The sequence below is a fragment of the Jiulongibacter sediminis genome (assembly GCF_001306455.1).
Taxonomy (GTDB): Bacteria; Bacteroidota; Bacteroidia; order Cytophagales; family Spirosomataceae; genus Jiulongibacter; species Jiulongibacter sediminis.
Genome location: NZ_LGTQ01000009.1, coordinates 317,691 through 342,142, shown reverse-complemented (window position 1 = coordinate 342,142; position 24,452 = coordinate 317,691). Strand labels below are relative to the sequence as shown.

The following is a 24,452-nucleotide window of genomic DNA, read 5'->3' as shown; positions in this document are numbered from 1 at the left end:
TCATAAAATCATCAAAGTGCAAAATCATGGTTGTGATTGATGGTTTTTAGCTTGGGCCTGAGTATAAAAAAAGGCGACCCAAAAAGGCCGCCTTTCTTCATATCAATCAACTTTCATCAGGAATGTCCTTTCTGGGTCCATTTGCTAAGCAATAGGAACAAGACTCCACAAGAAAGCCAGGCCGGTAAAGTCAGGAATGAAAGGAAAGTGCCTGTAGATACCGAATAGGTATAAAAGGCAATTACCGCAACAGCCCAGGCCAGCATTACGGCCCAGTTAACGTTGAGTCCTTTGGCCTCAGCAAAACGAGGGATAAGATTCCACTTTTTGCTCAAGTATTCATCAAAAAAGATAATGGCACCCACCGGAGCCAGTATGAAACCATAAACGGCTACAAAATCCAACAATTTCATCGCAAAGGCCGGGAAAATACCGGCAACCGTGGCGATTCCACCAGCCAGAATAGTGGCCCAACTGGTTTTCATGTTCGGGAATAAAGTCTGAAAAGCAAGGCCAGCTCTGTAGATGGTCGGGTTGGCGGTGGTCCAGCCGGCAAGTAATACCACCAAAACACCAAATACGCCAATGGCACTGTACGCCAACGGACCAGGTGCCACAGAAGGAGCTTCACCAGCTGCCAACATGGCTTGAGCCTCAGTAGACTGTAGATAGACAGAGTATAATAAAGCCGCTGCAATCCAGGCCATAAAGTGACCAACATACATACCGGCAGCGGTTGTCCAGCCTGATTTTGGCGATTTCGCATAACGGAAGACTGAAAGGTCAGACATGCCAACATGCATAGCCGCATTAGCAAACCAGCTCCAGATGGCTACATGCCAAAACGTATATTTGATCTGACCCGGAAACGGCTCTCCGCCTTCTCCCCAGATATCCCAAAACTCTCCAAAGGAGCTAACGCCCAGTTGTTTTAGGGCCACGAATCCCCCAATCAGAAAGCCGAGAATAATTACCGGTGACATCCAGTTTGCGGCTTTTGAGACCATCTGATAGCCTTTGACGGCTATCCAAGTGGTAATTGCCCCCAGCACCAGCACGATCAAAATCCAGGTCAGGCCATTCGGCATCGTATCCGTGAGTTTCGGCATTTCCATGCTAAATGGAATACCGACAGCCGTAGCTGAAACCGTAAACATGGAACCGGCAAGGAAACAGAAGAGGACGCCATTGGCGACATTATAAAACTTCACCAGCCCTTTCCCACAGATTTTTTCCAGTTGAAAATAAAGGGTAAGTCGGTTTTTGACAGCAATCTCGGCGGTTAGAAAACGCCAGCACAAGACGGCCAGCAGGTTTCCGACAATCAAGCCGACGATCAGATCAAAGGCACTCACACCGGTGGTTAAAAAGAGCGGCCCGATGACAAATTCGGTACCTGCGGCATGTTCGCCGGCATACATTCCAAGGAAGCTCCGCCAGTCTTTCCAGGATTTTTGAGGAACGGGTTGACGTTCAAATTCTTCATTTTGTGAATTTTCCTCTGCCATTTTTGTTTTGTTAGGGTTAAACGTGTGGCTAAGTTATGAGAATCCCCGATTTCATCTATCCTTTTCTGACACAGCCCGCAAAAAACAAAACTGACCTTCTATCTTTGCCCTTGATGAAAACACTTTTCGCTGCTCTTTTCGGCTCCATAATCCTGCTTTCGTGCTCCCAGCAAAACAAAGCGGATGTTAATATCTTCTTTGACTCAGAGGACTTCGCCAATGAAATCATTGAAAAAATGGAGATGGCAAAACCAGTGGTGCACAAAAAAAACACAATCAATCAGGAAGAATCAGAGGCTGAACTTTCAGACATTGACTGGTCAAAAGAGCTGGAACTTTTAAAGCAGGCCAATATTAATAAGGCTGCTTTTCAATTGAGTTATGAAACGGAAGAGTCGCCTCTTCAAACACATTATTCACTTGTCTCTGACGACCCCCTGCCGGTCAAAGAAATGACAATTCTCAAAGACAGCACGGGTCAGATTTCCCAAATTAAAGCTCACCTGAGTACCGATAACTACCTTTACGCTTCTGAGAAAAACCTTGTCTTTAATTTTGATCAGAACCTGGTTACCGATTATCATGTCAATGGATGGCAAGAACTTTTCATTGGCGACCGAAAGACTTTTGAAATCAATGGTGAAGTAAAAAAATAGCCGGATGATCTCCCACCCGGCCATATTCTACTCTATTAATTCCAACTATTGAGGCGTAAGCCTGTAAACCGTTCCCGGATTTTCAATACCTACATAAATGAATCCGTCAGGGGCTTCAAAGACATTTCTCAAACGACCGATGTTGATCAACTCTTTTTCCTGATTGGCAATCTTGTTCTCACTGATATCAAGTCTGTCGATATAGTTAAAACGTAGTGAGCCCACCAGTATATCACCATTCCAGCCGGGATATTTTGACGAAGAAACATAGGTCATACCACACGGAGCTATAGACGGCAGATAGTAAATCTGTGGCTGCACCATGCCTTCTTTGGCTGAGATATCGGTAAACGTGGTTCCATTATAGTTAATACCATAAGAGATGACCGGCCAGCCGAAATTCTTTCCTTTTTCGATGATATTCACTTCGTCACCTCCACGTGGACCGTGCTCGTGCTCCCAAATCTGGTCAACATCCGGTTTGTAAATCAAACCCTGAGGGTTTCTGTGGCCATACGACCAGATAGATTTCACGGCATTCGGTGTATTCACAAAAGGATTATCCTGAGGAATAGAACCATCATCATTGAAACGGTGGATTTTACCACAGCCGTTTTCAAGACTTTGCGGATTTTCATCTCTTTTTCCACGATCACCTACTGAGAGATATAAATAATTTTCATCGTCAAAGGCCATACGTGCACCGTAATGGTGACGAGTCGTCAGGTATGGATGAGCCTCAAAAAGCTCTTCTTTCTGCACCAACGTATTACCAGAAAGTTTTCCTCTGATCATAGCGGTTGTAGAGAGTGTTTCGCCACCTTCTTCTTTAAACTTGGCATATGTGAGGTAAATCCAGCCGTTCTCGTCATAATCCGGATGCAGTTTGATATCAAATAAACCGCCCTGGCCTTCGGCCAAAACAGCCGGCACACCACTGATTTTTATTTTTGAGTTATCCGATCCAACTTTCCAAAGATCTCCCTCGCGATCAGTGATCAACAGAGAGCCGTCAGGCAGAGAGGTTAAACCCCAAGGACTATCAATGTCTTCAAGAACCGGCACCATCTTCAGGGTCATTCCCTGAGAACTGTAAGTGTCCGTTTTTTCTACCTCCTCAAAATCATATTGATTTACGGTACCAAGACTACTTACAATCAACTCGGCCAGCTCTTCAATGCCAGCATCACTGACGGTGCCTTTCCAGGCTGGCATTCCGTTTTCAAGCCATCCGTTGGTAATGCTGGTGATAATTTCGTCTTTACTTTTACCGTGTTTCCATTGACGATCAACAAAAGCCTCTACTTTTTCACCATGACAGGTGGCACAGTATTGACCGTAAGTCTTTCTGGCCTCGGCAAATTGATTGTCATTCTTTTGAACCGAAGCATTTTTTGCACAGCTGATGAGCAGTGCAATCGCAAAAACAAGTGCAGCGATCTGTTTCATTTTCCTTTAGGGGTAAGTCTTTTTTTATTTGAGAAAGTGAAGTTAGTCAATTGCTTCAAAGGCCAAAACTGATAATGCTAAATGGAGTAGGTTTGTCGATGAATCTACTCAAAAATTTCCGGTTGACTCACAAATCTCTTGTACTGTTTAAAAAGAATACCAGCGTGCGAAGCATCCACCACGCGGTGGTCAAGAGCTGCTGCGAGGGTAATGACTGTTCTGATTTTGACTTCATCATTGATCACCAAAGGCTTCTTTTTTACCCCACCCATAATGAGCACAAAAGAGATATTGGCTGCCGGAAAAAGGGCGGGGTACCCATTATCTAGCCCCAGCGTTCCGATGTTGGAGACGATGTAGGAGCCGAAATTATTCGCCGAAAGTTCGCCAAAAGACATACCCCAGTCGATGATCATTTTGCGGATAAACCAGTAAGCCAGATTGCGAAAAGGCCAGGGAATGGCGGCCAGACGATCTTTCATCTGCATGGTATTGTTCTCCGTTCCTTTGCGAGCCTCTACAATTTTGTTTTGAAGAAACTCGACCAAAGTGGCATAATTCATCTGGTCAATATCCTCCACTTTTACAGAGCCCATTTCATTGGCTCTAAGCAAAACGCTCACCGTAGCGGTTAGTTTATCATGTGTTCTCACATTCCCTCTCCGGATGTAGGTATTCAACTCAGGAAGCTTTTCCTTAATCGCCTGAGCCGTAGCCAAAGTAAAAAAGTGAGTCAGCGTAATTTTTAGTCCTTCCTTTCTTTTTTGAGCGATGTATTCCTGAAGCTCGGTAATATCTACTTCTACCGAACCCAAAATCTTTGAGTCATCAGGTTTTTTATAAAGAGTGCTGGCTGTTTTTCGCCAGGCGTTATTGAGGCTTGTACTCATAAGCTCAAAATTAGTTTTTTCTGACCAATGCCAAAGCTGCTTTAAAGAACGCCTTTCATTTATTGAATCGCTGCTTTCCCATTTTTCAATCTGATTGACAAAAAACTGCCATTCCTGCCTCAATAAAGTCCACAACCCTCTCACAATCAGACTTTTTGGCACAAAAAAGATAAACTTCTCAAGCGAAAACGGTCAATATTTCCGAATTTCAACATTTGCACTCTTTTTGATCAATCATCAATACGTTCTCAAATGAACAACAACACTTAAAAAGCATTACGACCATGAATCTTAATCAATATACAATCAAAGCTCAGGAGGTGATTCAACAAGCTGTGCAGATTGCTCAGGGAAATCAGCAGCAGGCTGTTGAAACCGGGCACCTGTTGAAAGCCTTACTGGAACAAGACCCTAACACTTCGTCATTTTTATTCAATAAACTTGGCGTTTCAGATACTCTTTTGAATCAAAAGCTTGAAGCTCTTGTCGATGGGTACCCGAAAGTTAGCGGTGGCGGGCAGCCTTATCTGAGCAATAACTTGTCAACCGTTTTATCAAGTGCTCAAAGCAAAGTCAAAGCATTTGATGATGAATACGTGAGTGTGGAAATCCTTTATCTTGCCCTGGCATCAGCGAAGGATTCGGTGGCCCAGCTTCTTAAAGAGCAGGGTTTTGTGGAGAAAGAAGTTGAAAAAGCAATTAAAGAACTAAGAGGAAAGAATAATCCCGTGAAAGATCAAAACGCAGAAAATAAATATCAGGCCTTAAGCAGGTACAGTATAAACCTCAATGAGCAGGCCAAAAAAGGAAAGATTGACCCGGTGATCGGGCGAGATGAGGAGATCAGAAGAGTGCTTCAGATTCTCTCGAGACGTACTAAAAACAACCCCATTCTCTTGGGTGAACCAGGTGTGGGCAAAACCGCTATTGTGGAAGGGCTCGCCCAGCGAATTGTGCAGGGCGATGTGCCGGAAAACCTGCAATCAAAAACCATTATTTCATTAGACATGGGTCTTTTGGTGGCCGGAGCCAAATACAAAGGTGAGTTTGAGGAGCGTCTGAAAGCCGTCATTAAAGAAGTTACTGATTCTGATGGTGAGCTCATTCTCTTCATTGATGAGATTCACACCCTTATCGGTGCCGGTGGAGGCGAAGGTGCCATGGATGCTGCAAACCTGTTGAAGCCAGCCTTGGCACGTGGTGAATTGCATGCCATTGGGGCCACTACGCTGAAAGAGTATCAGAAATACATTGAGAAAGACAAGGCACTAGAGCGTAGGTTCCAGTCGGTCATTGTTGATGAACCGGATGTGGCCGATGCCATCTCTATTTTGAGAGGTATCAAAGAAAAATACGAGGTACACCACGGTGTTCGTATTCAGGATGATGCCGTAATTTCAGCGGTTGAATTATCGAACAGATATATTTCTGACCGTTTTTTGCCCGACAAGGCTATTGACCTGATGGACGAAGCCGCTTCTAAATTGAGATTAGAAATGGACTCCATGCCGGAGGAAATGGACGAGCTCAGAAGGCGTATCATGCAGCTGGAAATTGAGCGTGAAGCTATCCGTCGTGAAAAAGACAAAGAAAAAGAGGCGGTTCTCAATAAAGAATTGGCTGAACTGAACGAGAAGTTCAATACCTACAAAGCTCAGTGGGAAAACGAAAAAGGCAAAGTCGATGAAATCCGTCAATTGAAAGAGAGCATCGATCACCTGAAATTTGAAGCTGAACAGGCTGAGCGTGGCGGTGATTTTGGTAAGGTAGCCGAAATAAGATACGGAAAATTACCGCAAGCCGAAGAACGTTTAAAAGAACTGGCCTCAAATGCGGGAGCCTCTGTAGAAAGCGGTGAAAGCCTTATCAATGAAGAAGTTACAGCAGAAGATATTGCGGAAGTGGTAGCCAAATGGACAGGTATTCCGGTCTCAAAAATGCTCCAAAGTGAACGTGAGAAACTGCTTCACCTGGAGGACGAATTGAAGAAAAGAGTGGCAGGTCAGGGCGAGGCCATTGAAATGGTGGCGGATGCCGTTAGACGTTCAAGAGCTGGCATGCAAGACCCTAAAAAGCCAATCGGTAGCTTCCTGTTTTTAGGAACCACTGGCGTGGGTAAAACAGAATTGGCGAAAACGCTGGCTCAATATCTTTTCAATGACGACTCCGCCATGGTGCGTATAGATATGTCAGAGTATCAGGAAAGGCACGCTGTAAGCCGTTTAGTAGGAGCCCCTCCGGGATACGTCGGTTATGATGAAGGAGGTCAATTGACAGAAGCCGTGAGAAGGAAACCGTACTCCGTAATTTTGCTGGATGAGATCGAAAAAGCTCACCCGGATGTGTGGAATACCTTATTACAAGTACTCGATGATGGGCGACTTACGGACAATAAAGGTCGCGTAGCGAACTTCAAAAACACCATCATCATCATGACTTCAAATATTGGATCACACCTGATTCAGGAAAAGTATTTAGAGTCAAAAGGTGACGACAACGCATGGCACACGTATTATAAACAGGAAGCAAAGGATAATGTGATGGAATTGCTCAAACAGTCTGTCAGACCTGAGTTCCTGAACCGGATCGACGAGATCGTACTGTTTGATCCGCTGAGCAAATCGAATATCCGCCAGATTGTGGAAATTCAGTTTAATCAGATCAAAAACAGACTGGTAGAGCAAGGCATTACTTTGGATGCAACCACAGATGTACTGGATAAACTCGGCGAACAGGGTTTTGACCCCGTTTTCGGGGCCAGGCCACTCAAAAGAGTAATTCAGCGATTGGTTCTAAACGAGCTATCAAAGAAAATTCTTGGTGGTGAGATTGACAAAGACGCGGTAATAGCCATGGATTTGGATGTTGATGGTAACATCATCTTCGAAAACGTGCTCAAAGCCGAAGTGGTGTAAGTTCACCAATATGAATCAGCGTTTTGAACGCATTAAATAAGAACTATAATAGGTTAGGGTTGAATAGATAGAAAGGCCGTTCTCGTTGAGGACGGTCTTTTTTTTGCTTCTGGCCATACAACAAAAGTTAGAACTATAATAGGTTGGACGGTGCGACGACTCGCCGGGACCCGTAGTCTTGAATAGAGATAAAGGCCGTTCTCGTTGAAAGCGGTCTTTTTTTTTGCTTCTGGCCCAACAACAAAAGTTAGAACTATAATCGGTTGGGCGGGACGCGTAGTCTTGAATAGAGTTAAAGGCCGTTCTCACTGAGAGCGGTCTTTTTTTCAACAGGTCAGACAAAAAGTGTCAGACATGCTGAAGTCATTTTTGAAAAGCCCATTTTGACAATCTGCTCGACAGAAAGGAAACGGTTGTCGGTAGCCGAAAGAACTTCAAAAAAATCTCCTTATTTTGGTACGATTATAAACCCTTTTGAAATATGAAAAAACTGCTCCTTTCTTCCGTCATTACACTTCTTTGTTTAAGTACTTTTGCTCAAAACTGGCAACTGGTTGAAACCAAAAATGAAAGCATTCACCGTAGTGAAAACAGTTTCGTGGCCATCAAAAACAAATTATATCTTTTCGGTGGCCGCGGTATTAAACCATTGGAAGTTTACGATGTAAAAACTAAAACCTGGAAGAAGAAGGGTGAAACTCCACTTGAAATTCATCATTTTCAGGGGGTAGCTTATAATGGAGAAATATATGTATTGGGAGCTCTTACGGGCCCTTTCCCACATGAAACACCGATCCCGAATATCATGATTTACAACCCGGAAAAGGACGGGTGGAGAGAAGGTCCTGAAATTCCAAGGAAACGTGGTTCGGCCGGTTGTTTTGTGTATAAAAACAAGATTTACATGGTTTGTGGTATCACTGATGGTCATTGGGATGGTCACGTGACCTGGTTTGATGAATATGACCCTGCCACTAACCAATGGAAAGAATTGCCCGATGCTCCTCAAGCCCGAGATCACATCAATGTGACCATGGTAGGCGATAAACTTGTAGTAGCCGCCGGTAGAAGATCAACTCATAAAACAGGGCACGTCTTTGATATCGTCATTCCGGAAACAGATGTGTACGATTTTAAAACGGGCCAATGGACAACTGCAGAAGATAATATCCCAACTACTCGTGCAGGAAATGGGGCAGTTACTTATAAAGGTAAGGCAGTTTTCATGGGCGGCGAAGGTCCTCACCATCTTGAGGCACATGACGAGGTTGAAGCCTTTGACCCAAAAACGATGACCTGGGAGAGCCTTCCGAGCTTGAACCAAGGTCGCCATGGTACTTCTGCACAAATGGTCGGTAAAAAAATCTACATCTCTTCAGGTGTAGCCAATCGTGGTGGCCAGCCGGAGAGGAATACGATGGAGTGTTTTTAATTAGAAATCGTCCGATGACTTACCTTTTATTTGAAAAAGTCATCGGATAAATCCTCCTGTTGATAACTTAATTTGCCCACTGAGACACTCCTGCCTATTTTCGAGGTTTACTTTTTAAATCGAACGTCATTTTAATTCAAAATGGCTGCTTTTAAACCCTGAAAATGAAGGTATCAACCGCCGAGCCTTTTCAAATCATCTACTCGCTCTTTGAGCATCAGTACCTTGGCTATCTGTTTGAATCTTACATGGTCCAATTAAATGCCAAAGAGGAGCTGACCTATGCCTATCAGAATGTTTCTTCCATGAATATCAAGGAGTTTTCAAAAGGCATTGACGAGGTCGATATTGAACTGGTGAAGCTTATGGATGCCATTCAGCAGGATGCCATTCTAAAAAAATTTAATCCCAAAAAACTTAAACCTTTCGACTACTTCACTAAGGTTTATGGGGAAAAGCCGGATCTGGCTCTTCAGGCAGCTATTGAGGAATACCTCAATAAATACCGGGCGTCTATATTGCCAAAACTGATTGGCAAACGCTTTTTTGTGATGTCAAACGACGGCATTCCGATGGGTCAGGAGGTTAATGTGTTGGACGAACCGGCGAAGGTGTATCTCAATTTTGACCGCAAAGAAGATCATACCATTTATTTCCCTGTGATTAAATGCAAGGGTGAAAAGGTGCGTCTGCAGCATGTGGGTGCTCAGATTTTATGTGATTCTCCGGCCTTTCTTTTGAGCGAAAACAGTCTGTATCATTTTGAGCCATACGTTGATGCGAAAAAGCTCAAACCTTTTCTGGATAAAAACAATATCCGCATTGACCGAAAAATTGAGAAAACGTACTTCAGGAAGTTTGTAGGGCCATTAGTAGCCCAATTTAACGTTTTTGGCCATGGTGAGGGCTTTAATATTGTCGAAGAACAGGCCACCGCAAAACCAATTCTTCTTCTAACTGAAAGTGGCGGAGGAAAAATTGCCAAAGACCTTTTTTCTCAAGGTCAGGATGACGATGTTACCAGCTCAAAAATTACATTTGACCTCAGCTTTGCCTATGGCGACAAGACTTTCCGTTTCGATAGCTTCGCCGCTAACTCCTATGTCAACGTTGAAGAAAAAGATGATGCATGGATTTTCCATAAAATGAAACGTGATCTTGCTTTTGAAAAGCAAATCATAGAGAAAATTAAATCGCTTGGTCAAAACCTTATCCATGGCCGTAAAGCTCTGCCAAAATCAGAAGCTTTCAGCTGGTTACAGCTCAACGCTGATGCACTTAAGGAAGCGGGGATAGACGTAAAACAAGCACCTGACGCCAAAAAAGAATATTTCCTTGGTGTTTCTTCTATTGAGGTTAATATCGTCGAGAATAACGACTGGTTTGACATTAAAACGAAGGTCCGTTTCGGGAGTTTTGAGTTACCTATTCTAAAACTCAGAGAACTTGTTCTGGCCAATATCAGGGAGTTCAGATTACCCGATGGTAAGATTGCAGTGATACCTGAAGAGTGGTTTATCCGATACCATGAACTGTTTACACTATCAGATCTTGGTGATGAAGATGAGCTGATTCTCAAAAAACACCATATCGCCATGGTGCAAAATCTGGACGAGGATGGATTAGCCAACACGGTCATTGGACGTAAACTCGAAAACCTCCAACATTTTGACGAAATCAAATCTTACGATGTTCCCAAAGAATTTCAGGGAGAACTGAGGCCGTACCAAAAAGCCGGATACGACTGGCTTTGTTTCCTCCGTGATTTTAATCTGGGGGGCTGTCTGGCCGATGATATGGGTCTTGGTAAAACAGTGATGACCCTGGCATTTCTACAATCGCTTAAATCAGACGGAGTCAAACACCCAACGCTGTTGGTGATGCCTACCTCATTATTGTATAACTGGCAAAAAGAAGCTGAACGCTTTACACCTGAACTGAAGGTCTTGGTACACTCTGGTACTTTAAGAACAAAAGATACAGGACATTTCGGAGAATACGACCTTATTCTAACCTCCTACGGAGTCCTAAGATTGGATATTGATTTTATCGAGAAATTTAGATTTGAATATGTAATTCTTGATGAATCCCAAGCCATTAAAAACCCGGCATCCAATATTTCAAAGGCCGTTCGCCTGCTGAATTGTAAAAACCGATTAATCCTGACCGGTACGCCATTGGAAAACAATACCATGGATTTATGGAGTCAAATGACTTTTGTCAATCCGGGACTATTAGGGTCGCAATCGTATTTTAAAGATAAATACCAGCAGCCTATCGAGAAAAAACAGGACGAAGCAGCCACTAAACGACTTTACAGCAAAATAAAGCCTTTCATGCTTCGCAGGCATAAATCTCAGGTAGCCACTGAGCTACCTGAAAAAATCGATAGTGTACAATACTGCGATATGTCTGAACAGCAGGAAAAAGTATACGAAGAAACGAAGGCCTACTACCGTAATCTCATCCTTGACCATATTGAGCAGCAAGGCATTAACAAGTCTCAGCTTGTTGTTTTACAGGGCCTTACCAAGCTTCGCCAAATTGCCAATAATCCACTTATGGTAGATGAAGAATATGAGGGCGATAGTGGCAAAGATTCAGACGTAATTCATAAGCTCAAAAGTGTTATTGAAGGCGGAAGTAAAGTGCTCGTTTTTAGTCAGTTCGTCAAACATCTAAATATTATCCGAAAGTATCTGGATAAGCATAAAATTTGCCACTCCTATCTCGATGGAGGCACAAAAGACCGCAAAAAGGAAGTAGAGAAATTTCAGGAAAACCCTGATATTAAGGTCTTCCTCATTTCACTAAAAGCTGGAGGCGTTGGTCTTAACCTTACGGCTGCAGAATATGTATTTCTTCTTGACCCTTGGTGGAACCCGGCCATAGAAGCTCAGGCGGTGGACCGGGCTCATAGAATCGGTCAGAAAAACACAGTATTTACCTATAAGTTTATCAGTAGAAACACGGTGGAGGAAAAGATTTTGACTCTTCAGAGAGCGAAAAGAAAACTTTTCGATGAGCTTATCACCACCGAAGAAACCTTCTCAAAATCGTTGGATCAGGAGGATATCATGAGTTTACTCGATTAAAATAAACCTCACAGGTCTTGAAGACCTGTGAGGTTTATTTTACAGGTTATCGGTGTTTGAGAAATTTGTATCTTGTCTTCCAAACCCTATCCCATGAAAAAAGCCCTCGGATTTCTTTGCCTTGTCAGTCTATTCATTTCCTGCTCAAAGGAAGAAAAAACTCAAACCCCCAACGTCATCATCATCTACGCCGATGATCTAGGATATGGAGATGTGAGTGCCTATGAAAGCGGAACACTTCATACCCCAAATATTGACCGACTAGCCGCTGGCGGTATAAAATTTACTCAAGCCTACGCCACCTCTGCTACCTGTACTCCAAGTCGTTTTTCACTTTTGACAGGCATTTACCCTTGGCGAAATGAGCGGGCTCGAGTACTAGCTGGTGATGCTCCCCTACTCATTCATCCAGATACCACTACTATTGCCGATATCTTCAGCAGTGCAGGCTACAGCACCGCTGTAATTGGGAAATGGCATCTCGGTTTCGACTACAGTTATATCATGGCCGCTACTAACGACCGTGTACCCACGGTCTATGTGAAAAATAAGATGGTTGAAAATCTTAGCCCTGACGACCCGCTTTATGTCAACTATCAGGAAAATTTCGAAGGTGAACCGACGGCCATCTCAAATCCGGAACTCATGACCAAAATAAAGTGGCAGCACGGTCATAATATGTCCGTGCATAATGGTATTCCCCGAATTGGCTTCATGAAGGGTGGAAAGTCAGCTCTTTGGACTGACGAGACCATGTATGAAATCTTTCTCAATGAGGTTTATAGCTTTATCGATGCCAACCGTCAGAAACCATTCTTCCTGTATTACGGACTCCATGAGCCACATGTTCCGCGGGTTCCGAACGAAAAGTTCGTAGGGAAATCAGGCATGGGTCCTCGTGGAGATGCTATTCTGGAAGCTGATTACTGTGTAGGTCAATTATTAGACAAACTGGGAAAAGACGGACTATTAGAAAACACCCTAATCATTTTCAGCTCAGATAACGGCCCTGTTCTGAACGACGGCTACTATGACGACGCTGTTGAAAAACTCGGTGATCACACACCAAGAGGACCTTTACGAGGAGGGAAATACAGTTTATTTGAGGCCGGAACCCGCGTACCATTCATTACTTACTGGAAAGGAAAAATAAACCCCGGAACCTCTGACGAAATGATTTCTCAATTAGACATAGCCGCATCCATGAAATCACTCATAAGTTCAGGCGAAAGCCATTATGATGGTCAAAATTTCCTAAACATGCTTTTGGGTAAAGAGCAAAAAGGTAGAGAAGAGTTGGTCATTCAAGCTATGGGAAGAACAGCCCTTCGCTGGAAAAATTGGGCTTATCTCCCGGCAAATCAAGGCCCTGCTGTGGTACAACATGTCAATAATGAAACCGGGTTTTCAATGGAAGAACAGCTCTATGATTTGTCAAGAGATCTGGGGCAAAACCAAAACCTCGCAGAAACTGAATCTGAAATGCTTGAAAAGCTACGAAACAGGTATCTTGAATTGACGAAAAGATAATTATTAACCACTCATTATAAGCCACTTAATTAGAAAAAATAATTTCAACCTCTTTTGTATCACTGATTCAACTTTTGCATAAAATTGCTGCAAAAAACTGAATCAAAATATGTTTCATCCTGATACTAAACTAGTCTATATCAACGACCAGATTGGCTATGGCGTTTTTGCCACTGCGTTTATTCCGGAAGGCACCATTACCTATGTAAAAGACGCCCTTGAAGTTTGTGTAAAACCAGAGGAGTTTCGCAATTATGAGCCTGCCCTTCAGGAGGTGATTGAAAAATATTCTTATATGGATCAGGATGGCGTTCGTGTGGTCAGCTGGGATTTTGCCAAGTATGTTAATCATTGCTGCCACTGCAATTCCATGAGTACTGGTTACGGATTTGAAATTGCTATCCATGATATCTTTCCCGGTGAACAAATTACCGATGAATACGGCCTTTTTAATCTAACAGAACCAATGACTATTGCCTGCGGCAAAGAAGGATGTCGTGGCACCTTGATGCCCTCAGACTTTGATCATTACTATTTAGATTGGGACGCCAAAGTCTCTAAAAGTATTCAGCATCTTTTTGACGTGCCTCAACCGCTTTACCCGGTCATGGACCAAAAAACCATAGCCGAGATTGAGGAACTGAAGAAAAGGCCGGAAAGCTACAAATCTGTTTATGCTTTGAAGCATAAATTGTTAAAAGCGGCTTAACCTATTAACTCCCGGTAAATCGCCTTTAAAAAAGGCCATGGATTCACTGAAGTGACGATTTTCAAATCATCTAAAATGTCAGATTCACCGTCAAGAAACCTGAAGATGGTCTCCAGACGGTTATTTCTGTAGAGTTGCCCGAAAAATGCAGGACCAAGGTGATTCTCGTACTGCAACACATTCAGAAGCAAAGTATCAAAAAAGTGATATTTCTTTTTGAAAACGCCTGTCGATGGATGTTGTCTCTTTTTGAGATTTTCAATGATCTTCTTCACATTTCCTCCGGCATTCTTAAACGAATAACCCGTTGACGCTCTCACCCAGCCACCAGCCGTACCTATTTTGGTCAAATGCTTTGAGTGATACTTATGAAAAGGAAAATTGGTCATAGGAATTATACCATCCTCCTCTTCGGTCACCTCAAATTTATGATTCTTAAAATACTCAGTAACATAAGACCTGATCTGATCCAGATAGACCGATTCATCAACGAGATCAGGGCTAAAAAAAGTGTACTCAAACAAGGCTTCCCGACTATTCACCGGCAAAATGTACATGAAGGAAGTAGTATTTTTGTAGATCAACCGATAGTCCATCATGGTGAAGTTCTGTTGGTCAAAGACCGGCTCATCAAACTTCAGGAACTGACCCTTAAAATGCTGGGCAACTTTATGGCTCTCCCGGTCTTTAAAGTAGGTTTCAGGTAATCGACTGTCAAAACAATGGCCCGCTTTAAAAGTCTTGCCCTGAACAGAAATCTCAATCCCTTCGGTTGATTCCCGTGTAGTCTGAACATTCTCAGTAATCCATTTGACCCGACCAGATTGTTCTATTTTTGACTTGGCAAAATTATAAAAATCGAGGCTTCGGAGCATTTTGTAGTGGTAGGGCGAAGTATTAAGTTTTAACAACTCTTTACTGTCTGCAAAAGTGGTTTGAGACCACGAATGCCTGATCAGCTCGTCCCATTGACCTTTCCCTTTTTCCCAAAAACACCAGGTTTTATCATTTTCGTCTTTGAGGTCAGCATCAAAAATTACAAGAGATTGATCAGCAAAAAAAGAATCATTCAGCAAAGCCAAAGCCAGCTGAAGCCCTGCGGCCCCTGCCCCGATGATGGCGAAGTCATATTGCTCTATTTCCTTCAATTCTAGCTCTCAAACATATCCGCTAATCCACCCAAAACTGAGCCTCCTTCTTTTCTTGAATTTCCACCCATGGGCGACAGGCGACGAATCAGTTTGGAGATCGGAAGAGACTGAATCCAAACCTTACCTGTTCCGGAAAGGGTTGCCAAAAACATACCTTCGCCCCCAAAAACCATGGAGCGTAATCCTCCGGCCGCCTGAATATCAAAATTAAGCTGTGGCTCAAAACCCACGATACAACCTGTGTCAATTCTAAGGGTTTCGTTATTCAAGGTTTTCTCCATCACCACTCCGCCGGAGTGAATAAAGGCCATACCATCGCCCTGAATACGTTCCAGAATGAAGCCTTCACCTCCAAAAAGTCCGGCCCCGAAACGTTTATTGAAATGAATAGAAATCCGGGTTCCCATGGCCGCACAAAGAAAAGCGTCTTTCTGAACAATCAGCGTTTGCTGATAAATCTGACTCAGATCCACGGCTTTGATTGTTCCGGGGTATGGAGCAGCAAAAGAAACTTTTCGTTTCCCTACGCCACGGTTGGTAAAATGGGTCATGAAAAGTGACTCTCCCATGAGGACGCGGCTACCGGCCTGAAAAAGCTTACCAAGGACAGACTGATTGGCTTGACTCCCGTCACCCATGCGGGTTTCAAAAGAAATACCGTCTTCCATATAAAGCATACTTCCTGCCTCAGCAATGACGGTTTCGTTAGGATCTAATTCAATTTCTACAACCTGGATGTCTTCTCCCAAAATGTTGTAGTCGATTTCATGACTTCTCATAGTTTGTTGGTTATTGGGTTTAAATAAATAATAGCAATTGTGGTTTCGACAGGCTCAACCACCGATATTGTTACTTAATTTTATTCGATGACAAATCCGACTTAAGTCCGGTGACTGAGCTTGTCGAAGTCACTTTTTCTTCTTCGGCTTCGCCATTTGCTCCTCAATATCAATATCACGAAGCTTTTTATCGTCGACATTCTTATTGAGAAACTCATTAATTCGTTCGATATCATAACTCATTTGGATCTCTCCGAATGAGTTGATTTTGATATTAAAACCATCAAGGTCTTTGTGTACTTTTGGCTTTTCTTCGATCTCTTCTTTCTTCTTGCTCATGGTATTTTTAGTAATGCTTTGTGCCTTCGACACCTCAGCGGTAAAACAAATTTACAGTATAAGATACGAACCCAATGCAGTTTTTGACCAATCGTAAAAAGTCTGTTTTAATGGTCAAAAAAGAGGATAAGCATCTTTTTGCCCCGATAACAAGGGTTTTCTTCGAGAGTTCCTGATTCTTAAAGAAAACTTATCACTTAATTTATCTTTACTCCTTAATGTTTAACCATTCGGTTTCTTGAACCATTAAGAAATTAAGGTTTTAAGGGGATTAAGAAATTTTCAATTAGTTGTTACCTAATTAGATAACAATTTTTATCTTTGTCTTATCTAAATTCACTTGAATGAATGAAAAGCCAATTAGAGAAATCCTCTATTTTGAGGACCATTACCTGAACTTCTACAATAGTTTAAGGCCACAAGTCAAAAAGAAATTTAACTGGACTTTACAGCTCATTTCAACACTAGAGCGAATTCCTGAAAAGTTTTTCAAACATTTGACTGGGACAGATGGACTATTTGAAGTCAGAGTGGAAGTTGGTTCAAACATTTACAGAGTTTTCAGCTTTTTTGATAAAGGGCAACTCATCATTCTTGTCAACGGCTTTCAAAAGAAAACGCAAAAGACCCCAAAAAATGAAATTGAAATGGCTTTAAAACTTAAACAACAATATTTCGATGGAAAAGACTAAAAACAAATTGACTTCATTTTCAGACCACCTGGATCAGGAATACGGCACAAGAGGAACTGAAACACGTGAGGCCTATGAGCAGGAATTTGAGGCTTTTAAACTTGGGGTAATGCTTCAGGAGCTTCGCAAAGAAAAGGGTATGACACAGGAAGAACTTGCTCAAAAGTGCGGCACAACAAAGACCTATATCTCAAGAATCGAAAATAATGCCTCTGATATTCGGCTCTCGACGCTTATGCGAATTATCCGGGAGGGTTTAGGTGGACAGCTGAGCCTTAATGTTAGTTTTTAACACCTCAATACAAAAAAAATAAAATAGGTAGGCAAGAAATATTAATAAGCTCTTTTTCTTAACTCAATTCTGAGACAAAACAAACTCCGCAATTACCGGAATTAGCTCAGGATGCAGCGGCAAATCAGGATTTGAATAGGTGGCGAGGTTTGCAGACTGCTCCTCTCCTACTTCTTTGAAAATGTGATTCATACCTTCAATGATTCTCAATTCAGATTGCGGATTAGCCTTGTGTAAAAGCTCGGCATTCTCAACACTCACCTGGATGTCGGTGGTCCCCTGGACGATGAGCACAGGCATTTTAAGTTTCGCCAGCTCGGCAGCAGGGTCATACGTCATCCATGAAATCATATAAAGCTGTACCGATGGCCGGAAAACAGATAAAAGAGGAAAAGACATCTTTTCTACCGTTTTGTCTATCTTCAGGCTATCCATGATTGTTCTGGCCTCTTTGGCAAACTGTTCCGGTAATTTTGATTCCAGTTGCTCCTGCAAAATCAGGTCAATCGCTTTGCCGGCACCCGCCAGAGACACAAAATCATCGGTATTTGTTTGAGCCGCCGACAACATTCCTATAAGTGAACCTTCACTATGACCAAGGATAAAAATTCGGTCAAAACCTGCATTTTTATAATGATGAACTATGGCATTAACATCATTCACAAAATCTTCAAACCTCAGCTCAGACTCCTTCAAATCAGCCACCTTGCTCTTCCCCACCCCTCTTTTATCAAAACGAACAGTTGAAATCCCTTTCTCAAACAATCCCTCAGCCAGAAACCGAAGACTATTGTTTTTCATCATCGGGTTATTGCCATTCAAGTCTGTAGGGCCGGAACCAGCGATGATAATGGCCAATGGACTTTTCTCGGGCCTATTGGCCTTCATCAATACCGAATGCAAGTTGACATCGCCTGAGGAAACAAAGATGGTGTCTGTTTGTTGGGCGAAGGAGGTGTTTATAAAAAAACCTGTAATAAGGGTTTTGAATAGTTTTTTCATAGACTGAATAAAGATAATATTCCTTTTCTGTCTTAAATTAAAACAAGCTAATTTACTCTTCGATAGTATCAGTATAATATGCCCAAGATACTTTTCAAAGTATTTGGATAGTTTTGAGTAAAGATGAATTCTGCACCCCATGAGATGCAGATAATTAAGACATACTCACTAACGAATTTCATCTTCACTTCTGTTCTTGCCATTTGAACAAACCATAATAGGAACTGGTAATGGAAAAAATAAGCGTAAAAAAGGGAGTTGTTTTACAACGAAAAGGAGATATCAACTCCAGGGTTTATTTTGTTGAAAGTGGTTTATTGCGAAGCTATACAATTGATGAAAAAGGGAAAGAACATATCTATATGTTTGGTCCGGAAGGTTGGTTGGTTGCTGATAGTTGTGAGCCCAATGCACCGTGTCAATTATTTATAGATGCTATTGAAGACACTACTATAAACGTCGTTTCAAAAGAGGACTTGTTGAAAGAAGGTCCTGATATAAATGCTTTGTTAAGAAGGATAGATACGATGCAAACCAGGATTATAATGTTAATGAGTTCAAATGCTAAAGAAAGATATGAGCATTTTATCAAAACCTATCCAAACATTATTCAAAGGGTTCCATTAAAAATGGTAGCCTCTTATTTAGGAATTACACCTGAGGCTTTAAGTCGTGTCCGGCATGAAATTTCTCAAAAAAATTAACCCAATTTCATTTCTTGATGTACATCAATGCACGGGCCTACGAAAACGATGACTTTTGCTCCTCGAACAAAAAAGAATGTAAAATGACAAACCAAAAAAACAACAAAGCAATTAACATCGTATTATGGGTTGCACAAGGACTATTGGCTGTAATGTTTATTATGGCAGGTATGATGAAAGCTAGTCAGCCAATCGCGGCATTGGCAGAATCACTTCCATGGGTAACATCCACTCCAATAGGATTGGTAAGGTTTATTGGTATTAGCGAATTTTTGGGAGGCATAGGCTTATTGCTTCCATCTGTTTTCCGTATAAAACCATTATTGACAGTTTGGGCAGCTTTAGGCCTTGCATTAGTAATGGTTTTAGCCGCAGGATTTCATGCTTCAAGAGATGAATATTCAAATATTGGAATGAACATTGTGTTGATAGGCGTTGCTCTTTTTATTGCCTGGGGAAGAAGTAAAAAAGCCATTATACTCGCAAAAAGTTAATGGTGAATCAGTAACTTCATAAAATCCAGAGCCCAAAAAAGACGGCTTACAATATCATCAAGAAAAAATAGCAGTTTGAAGCCAAACTTTGAGTTTATCTTTTTTCTGCTATTTTTTTGTAAGGAAGGTTATCAAAAGTAAAACTGATACCTCCTAAATTTAAACTGGTAAAAAGGCCCTATTTCAATCTCTCTATCGCCCTCTCAATTCTCCCAATCACCTCATCTTTCCCAAGAATCTGAAGCATTAGCATAAGGTCCGGGCCGTTGCCTACACCGGTTACGGCCAGACGGAGAGCTTGCATCACTTTGCCTGGCTTGATTTCGTGTTCAGGAAGGCCTTCCCATATGGCATGATGGATATTTTCGGTGGTGAAATCGTCCACTCCTTTCAGTAAATCCACAATGATTGGCATCGCTTTTTTGGCCAAATCATCCCATTTCTTTTCGACGATAGCCATATCATATTCAGCCGGTGCATTGAAAAGGTAAGGCACCTCACTGACAATCTCTTTGACAAACTTCACGCGGTCTTTCATCAAAGTCACCAGATTGGCCGCCAGAGGCTCATCGTTGACCATAGCATTCACCTGAGCCACTAGCTCTGATTCAGGCATTTTTTTGATATAATGCTCATTAAACCACTGGGCCTTTTGAATATCAAAACGAGCTCCTGATTTATTGATTTTCTCCAATGAAAAGGCCTGAACCAACTCCTCCAGATTGAAAAACTCCTGCTCCGTACCCGGGTTCCAGCCCAGCAGGGCAAGGAAATTCAACACTGCTTCCGGCAAATAGCCATCCTCTCTGAAACCTCTTGAAACCTCTCCTGCTTCATCTTTCCACTCCATCGGGAAAACGGGGAAGTCGCCCAGCAAACCATCTCTTTTGCTCAGCTTTCCGTTGCCTTCCGGTTTCAGCAATAAAGGCAAATGAGCAAACTCAGGATGCTGCCAGCCAAAGGCTCTGTACAATAAAACATGCAGTGGTGCAGACGGCAGCCACTCCTCTCCTCTGATCACATGGGTAATGCCCATTTCATGATCATCCACAATGTTTGCCAGATGGTAAGTAGGCATTCCGTCAGCTTTGAGAAGCACTTTATCATCAATGGTACTGCTATGCACCACCACCCAGTCGCGGATAATATCTTTGAAACGAATCTCCTCTTTAATGGGCACATTGAGACGAATCACGTGCGGCTCACCCGCAGCAATTTTTGCCTCAACTTCCTCTTTTGAAAGGGTAAAAGAGTTTTTCATCTTCATTCGGGTCACCGAATTGTACGAAGGATTATCCACCTTGGCAGCCTCCAGTTCAGCTCTCATTTCGGCCAATTCATCGGCCGTATCAAAGGCGTAATAGGCTTTGCCTGTATCAATCAATTGCTGAGCATATTTGTGGTAAATATCCTTCCGCTCCGACTGACGATACGGAGCATGAGGCCCACCTACAGACTGGCCTTCATCAAAATTGACACCCAGCCATTTCAAACTGTCAACAATGTATTCTTCCGCACCGGCCACATACCTTGACTGGTCGGTATCCTCTATTCTCAGAATAAACTCACCACCATTCTTTTTGGCAAAAAGGTAATTATAAAGGGCCGTACGAACCCCTCCGATATGTAATGGTCCTGTGGGACTTGGTGCAAAACGAACTCTTACTGACATATTTTAATCTACAAAATTGGGCTGCAAAAGTAGCAATTTTTCAGGACTGATACCCTTCTCCTCCATAACATTGCCTGTTTTTGTTAACTTGCTCAAAACATCAACCTGAATGAAGAAATACTTCCTTTTCCTGCCTCTATTATTCCTTTTACACAGTGCCATCACCCTCCAAAAATCAGATAGTCCGAATATCGTTCTCATTTTTATGGATGATATGGGCTATGGCGATTTGAGTTGCTACGGAGCCAGCACCTATCGTACTGAAAATATTGATCGTCTTGCAGCTGAAGGCATTCGTTTCACCAGTTTCCTTTCGGCACAGGCTGTATGCAGTGCATCCCGAGCGGCCCTAATGACGGGTACTTACCCAAATCGTATGAATATTCATGGGGCCTATTTCCCGGGAGATAAGGTGGGGCTTCACCCCAATGAAACAACCATTGCTGAGCTTCTCAAAGAAAAGGGCTATGCCACAGCAATTTATGGCAAATGGCACTTGGGCGACGAAAAAGAATTTTTACCCTTGCAGCAAGGATTTGATGAATATGTCGGCATCCCTTATTCAAATGACATGTGGCCCATGGGTTATGATGGCAAGCCCTCCAGTGCGGGCTGGAAAGCCACCATTGCCAAACTGCCGATCGTCGTCGATAATGAAATTTCAGAATACGTAGAAACGCTAGAAGACCAGGCAAAATTGACCACACTTTACACTGAAAAGGCCGTTTCGTTCATCGAAAAGAACAAAAACAAGCCCTTCTTCCTTTACCTCCCGCACTCTATGCCGCATGTTCCAATTGGTGTTTCAGATAAATTCAAAGGAAAAAGCGGTCAGGGCCTTTATGCAGATTTGATGTTGGAAATCGACTGGTCCGTAGGGCAGATTATGCAAACCCTTCAAAAGAATGGCTTGGAAGAAAACACTTTGGTGATTTTCACCAGCGATAATGGTCCCTGGCTGAATTACGGCAATCACGCCGGCTCCAGTGGCGGTTTCCGTGAAGGAAAAGGGGTGAGTTATGAAGGCGGCCATCGGGTGCCGGGCATCGTTCGCTGGAAAGGCCATGTGCCTGCCGGTATGGTTTGTAACCAACTGACTTCTACCATTGACCTGCTACCAACCATCTCTGAAATATGCGGAACTTCAATGCCGGCCAACAAAATTGATGGTGTTAGTCTCAAAGAAATTTTTGATGGAAATATGGACGCCAAACCTCGGGAATTTTTTGCCTATTACTATCGACGCAATAATCTGGAAGCCGTTCGCAAAGATCAGTGGAAGCTGGTTTTGCCGCATTATGGTCGAACTTTCAAAGGTTTTTTACCCGGAAAAGACGGATACCCGGGCCCAAGTACCGAAAACCATGAAGAACCGATGGCTCTCTATGACCTCAGACGCGACCCGGGCGAAGAATACGATGTGCAAAGAATGTATCCTGAAATCGTAAAAGAACTGGAAGCATACGCCGAAACCATCAGAGCGGACATTGGTGATGATTTAACCGGTGTGGAAGGTGAAAATAGAAGGCCCCGGGGGGATTTGAATTGATTTATTAAACGGCAATCCTTGAAATAAAAATTCAATAGGTTTTAAGGAGCAATACTCCCCCCTTTCAGTCTAAAATGCCTAGACTTGCATAAATTTTTCGACAAAACACCTCAATGACAAAAGTATTGATCACCGGCGGTGCCGGATTTGTGGGCTCTTCACTGGCTCTTGAACTCAAAAAAAATTACCCTTCTTACCATATCATTTGTCTGGATAACCTTAAAAGAAAAGGTTCTGAACTTAATGTGGCTCGACTTACGAAAAGCGGAATTGAGTTTGTGCATGGTGATATCAGAAACAAAGAAGACTTTGACGCCCTTCCGGATGTTGATTTTGTCCTTGAGGCCTCAGCTGAGCCTTCAGTTCTGGCCGGTTTAAATGGGGGTACACCCGATTATTTAATGAACACCAATCTATTTGGAACGGTGAATTGTCTCAATTATGCTGTTCGGTCAAAAGCAGCTTTCATCTTCTTGTCGACAAGCAGGATCTACCCTATCAAAAGCATTGAGACCCTAAACTTTGATGAAAAAGAAACTCGTTTTGCTCTTTCTGATGAGCAAAACCTACTAGGAGTATCCTCAAAAGGGATTGCAGAAAATTTCCCTTTAGACGGGGCTCGCTCTCTTTATGGTACCACCAAACTGGCTTCTGAGCTTATTATTCAGGAGTATAATGAGTTTTATGGCTTAAAAACATTGGTTAACCGTTGTGGGGTTTTAACCGGTCCATGGCAAATGGGCAAGGTGGATCAGGGGGTAATGGTGCTTTGGATTGCCAAACATTATTTTGAGAAAAAGCTGGCCTATATCGGATATGATGGCAGCGGCAAACAAACCCGGGACATGCTTCATGTCAAAGACCTGTATCGACTTATCGACTGGCAGATGCATCATATGGAAGACGTAAACGGAGAAACATTCAATGTGGGTGGTGGAACAGAGGTGAGCACATCGTTGCAGGAATTGACAAAGATTTGTCAGGAAGTGACCGGAAAAACAATTCCTATTGATAAAATCACTGAAAACAGACCCGCAGATATCAAACTCTACGTGACTGATAATTCAAAAGTTACCGAAAGAACGGGATGGGAGCCGGAGATAGGAATAAAACAGATTGTGGAGGAAATAACAGAGTGGCTTCAGGCACATGAAGAAGACCTGAGATCCATTTTGAGTTGACAATAGAAAATCAGGGGCAATAAAAATTGCCCCTTTTCTTTTAATAGAAATGTTGTTCGGAAAGTCAATATTACTTCCAGTATGAATTAGAAGCCTGTGTGGTGGCAGGCTTTCCTTTTTTACCTCCTAAAGATGCTACGACTACTCCGACAGCTACGGCGGCTAGGCCGAATAAAACTCCCTTTTTCATGTCTAATAAAATTTAAATAAGTGACCTTTGTTATGCTTTTGTGCGAATACACCTAAATTAACCGAAGTAGAAGAAAAAATGTTGCCCGAAATCTTAAAATTATCTTAAAATATGATTTAACGGTAAACTATTTATTTTTCGGCTCCGAAATCGTTTGAAAAGTATGATCAAGAGCATATTTAAGTACATTTGATAAAATCAGAGCTCTTCATGCCCCATTTTT

20 protein-coding genes are annotated in these 24,452 nt (G+C 42.5%); 12 read left to right on the top strand and 8 right to left on the bottom strand.

The genetic code is table 11. The features are described from left to right. Positions 1 to 116: 116 nt before the first annotated feature. Entirely contained in the window at positions 117 to 1,508 is a 1,392-nt protein-coding gene (locus AFM12_RS12225) for a purine-cytosine permease family protein (protein ID WP_055148592.1), read from the bottom strand. Positions 1,509 to 1,621: 113 nt separating this feature from the next. Here AFM12_RS12225 and AFM12_RS12220 point away from each other — a divergent pair, with 113 nt between their 5' ends. Beyond that, positions 1,622 to 2,164, top strand: a complete 543-nt coding sequence (locus AFM12_RS12220) for a hypothetical protein (RefSeq protein ID WP_131458344.1) — start codon at positions 1,622 to 1,624, stop codon at positions 2,162 to 2,164. A 45-nt stretch (positions 2,165 to 2,209) separates the two neighbouring features. Here the strand turns inward: AFM12_RS12220 and AFM12_RS12215 are convergent, their stop codons facing one another. Together AFM12_RS12215 and AFM12_RS12210 are read right to left on the bottom strand one after the other, a co-directional pair. Continuing rightward, entirely contained in the window at positions 2,210 to 3,613 is a 1,404-nt protein-coding gene (locus AFM12_RS12215) for a PQQ-dependent sugar dehydrogenase (RefSeq protein ID WP_055148588.1), read from the bottom strand. Between the two features lie 104 nt (positions 3,614 to 3,717). After that, a complete protein-coding gene (locus AFM12_RS12210) occupies positions 3,718 to 4,503 on the bottom strand; it encodes a 2-oxo acid dehydrogenase subunit E2 (protein WP_055148919.1) in 786 nt (261 codons plus the stop codon). A gap of 284 nt (positions 4,504 to 4,787) precedes the next feature. Here AFM12_RS12210 and clpB point away from each other — a divergent pair, with 284 nt between their 5' ends. The 5 genes from clpB (at position 4,788) to AFM12_RS12185 (ending at position 14,184) form a co-directional block, all read left to right on the top strand. Further along, complete coding sequence (clpB, locus tag AFM12_RS12205) at positions 4,788 to 7,418, top strand: ATP-dependent chaperone ClpB (protein WP_055148585.1); 2,631 nt, start codon at positions 4,788 to 4,790, stop codon at positions 7,416 to 7,418. A 481-nt stretch (positions 7,419 to 7,899) separates the two neighbouring features. Continuing rightward, positions 7,900 to 8,850, top strand: coding sequence for a Kelch repeat-containing protein (locus tag AFM12_RS12200; RefSeq protein WP_055148583.1), 951 nt, complete (start codon positions 7,900 to 7,902; stop codon positions 8,848 to 8,850). 164 nt (positions 8,851 to 9,014) lie between these two features. Further along, complete coding sequence (locus tag AFM12_RS12195; RefSeq protein WP_055148579.1) at positions 9,015 to 11,945, top strand: DEAD/DEAH box helicase; 2,931 nt, start codon at positions 9,015 to 9,017, stop codon at positions 11,943 to 11,945. 93 nt (positions 11,946 to 12,038) lie between these two features. Continuing rightward, positions 12,039 to 13,475, top strand: coding sequence for a sulfatase-like hydrolase/transferase (locus AFM12_RS12190; protein ID WP_055148577.1), 1,437 nt, complete (start codon positions 12,039 to 12,041; stop codon positions 13,473 to 13,475). Between the two features lie 109 nt (positions 13,476 to 13,584). Next, a complete protein-coding gene (locus tag AFM12_RS12185) occupies positions 13,585 to 14,184 on the top strand; it encodes an SET domain-containing protein (protein ID WP_055148575.1) in 600 nt (199 codons plus the stop codon). On the opposite strand, the gene AFM12_RS12180 is transcribed toward AFM12_RS12185, so the two are convergent. The 3 genes from AFM12_RS12180 to AFM12_RS12170 all read right to left on the bottom strand — a co-directional run bounded on the left by AFM12_RS12180 (position 14,181) and on the right by AFM12_RS12170 (position 16,453). Beyond that, on the bottom strand, positions 14,181 to 15,332 hold the full coding sequence (locus AFM12_RS12180) for a lycopene cyclase family protein (RefSeq protein ID WP_055148574.1): 1,152 nt from the start codon (positions 15,330 to 15,332) through the stop codon (positions 14,181 to 14,183). The genes AFM12_RS12185 and AFM12_RS12180 overlap by 4 nt on opposite strands. A gap of 2 nt (positions 15,333 to 15,334) precedes the next feature. After that, positions 15,335 to 16,114: a TIGR00266 family protein gene (locus AFM12_RS12175; RefSeq protein ID WP_055148572.1), complete on the bottom strand. Its 780-nt coding sequence runs from the start codon at positions 16,112 to 16,114 to the stop codon at positions 15,335 to 15,337. Positions 16,115 to 16,243: 129 nt separating this feature from the next. Continuing rightward, positions 16,244 to 16,453 (bottom strand): hypothetical protein, encoded by a 210-nt coding sequence (locus AFM12_RS12170; RefSeq protein ID WP_055148918.1) that lies wholly within the window; start codon positions 16,451 to 16,453, stop codon positions 16,244 to 16,246. A 344-nt stretch (positions 16,454 to 16,797) separates the two neighbouring features. Here AFM12_RS12170 and AFM12_RS12165 point away from each other — a divergent pair, with 344 nt between their 5' ends. Then, a complete protein-coding gene (locus tag AFM12_RS12165) occupies positions 16,798 to 17,145 on the top strand; it encodes a type II toxin-antitoxin system RelE/ParE family toxin (RefSeq protein WP_055148570.1) in 348 nt (115 codons plus the stop codon). Continuing rightward, the gene (locus AFM12_RS12160) at positions 17,132 to 17,437 is read left to right on the top strand and encodes a helix-turn-helix domain-containing protein (RefSeq protein ID WP_055148568.1); all 306 of its coding nucleotides are present in this window, start codon (positions 17,132 to 17,134) and stop codon (positions 17,435 to 17,437) included. The genes AFM12_RS12165 and AFM12_RS12160 overlap by 14 nt, the downstream gene beginning before the upstream one ends. Before the next feature lie 63 nt (positions 17,438 to 17,500). Here the strand turns inward: AFM12_RS12160 and AFM12_RS12155 are convergent, their stop codons facing one another. Further along, positions 17,501 to 18,439, bottom strand: coding sequence for an alpha/beta hydrolase (locus AFM12_RS12155; RefSeq protein ID WP_055148565.1), 939 nt, complete (start codon positions 18,437 to 18,439; stop codon positions 17,501 to 17,503). A gap of 230 nt (positions 18,440 to 18,669) precedes the next feature. Between AFM12_RS12155 and AFM12_RS12150 the strand changes: the two genes are divergently transcribed. Continuing rightward, positions 18,670 to 19,143 carry a Crp/Fnr family transcriptional regulator gene (locus tag AFM12_RS12150; protein ID WP_055148564.1) on the top strand — a complete coding sequence of 158 codons (474 nt, stop codon included), beginning with the start codon at positions 18,670 to 18,672 and terminating at the stop codon, positions 19,141 to 19,143. An 83-nt stretch (positions 19,144 to 19,226) separates the two neighbouring features. After that, positions 19,227 to 19,637: a DoxX family protein gene (locus AFM12_RS12145; RefSeq protein WP_055148563.1), complete on the top strand. Its 411-nt coding sequence runs from the start codon at positions 19,227 to 19,229 to the stop codon at positions 19,635 to 19,637. Between the two features lie 178 nt (positions 19,638 to 19,815). Here AFM12_RS12145 and gltX read toward each other — a convergent pair whose 3' ends face one another. Continuing rightward, the gene (gltX, locus tag AFM12_RS12140) at positions 19,816 to 21,309 is read right to left on the bottom strand and encodes a glutamate--tRNA ligase (protein ID WP_055148561.1); all 1,494 of its coding nucleotides are present in this window, start codon (positions 21,307 to 21,309) and stop codon (positions 19,816 to 19,818) included. A gap of 109 nt (positions 21,310 to 21,418) precedes the next feature. Between gltX and AFM12_RS12135 the strand changes: the two genes are divergently transcribed. Both AFM12_RS12135 and AFM12_RS12130 read left to right on the top strand, forming a co-directional pair. Next, a complete protein-coding gene (locus AFM12_RS12135) occupies positions 21,419 to 22,858 on the top strand; it encodes a sulfatase family protein (RefSeq protein ID WP_055148559.1) in 1,440 nt (479 codons plus the stop codon). A gap of 113 nt (positions 22,859 to 22,971) precedes the next feature. Further along, positions 22,972 to 24,039: an NAD-dependent epimerase/dehydratase family protein gene (locus tag AFM12_RS12130; protein ID WP_055148555.1), complete on the top strand. Its 1,068-nt coding sequence runs from the start codon at positions 22,972 to 22,974 to the stop codon at positions 24,037 to 24,039. Positions 24,040 to 24,452 lie beyond the last annotated feature (413 nt).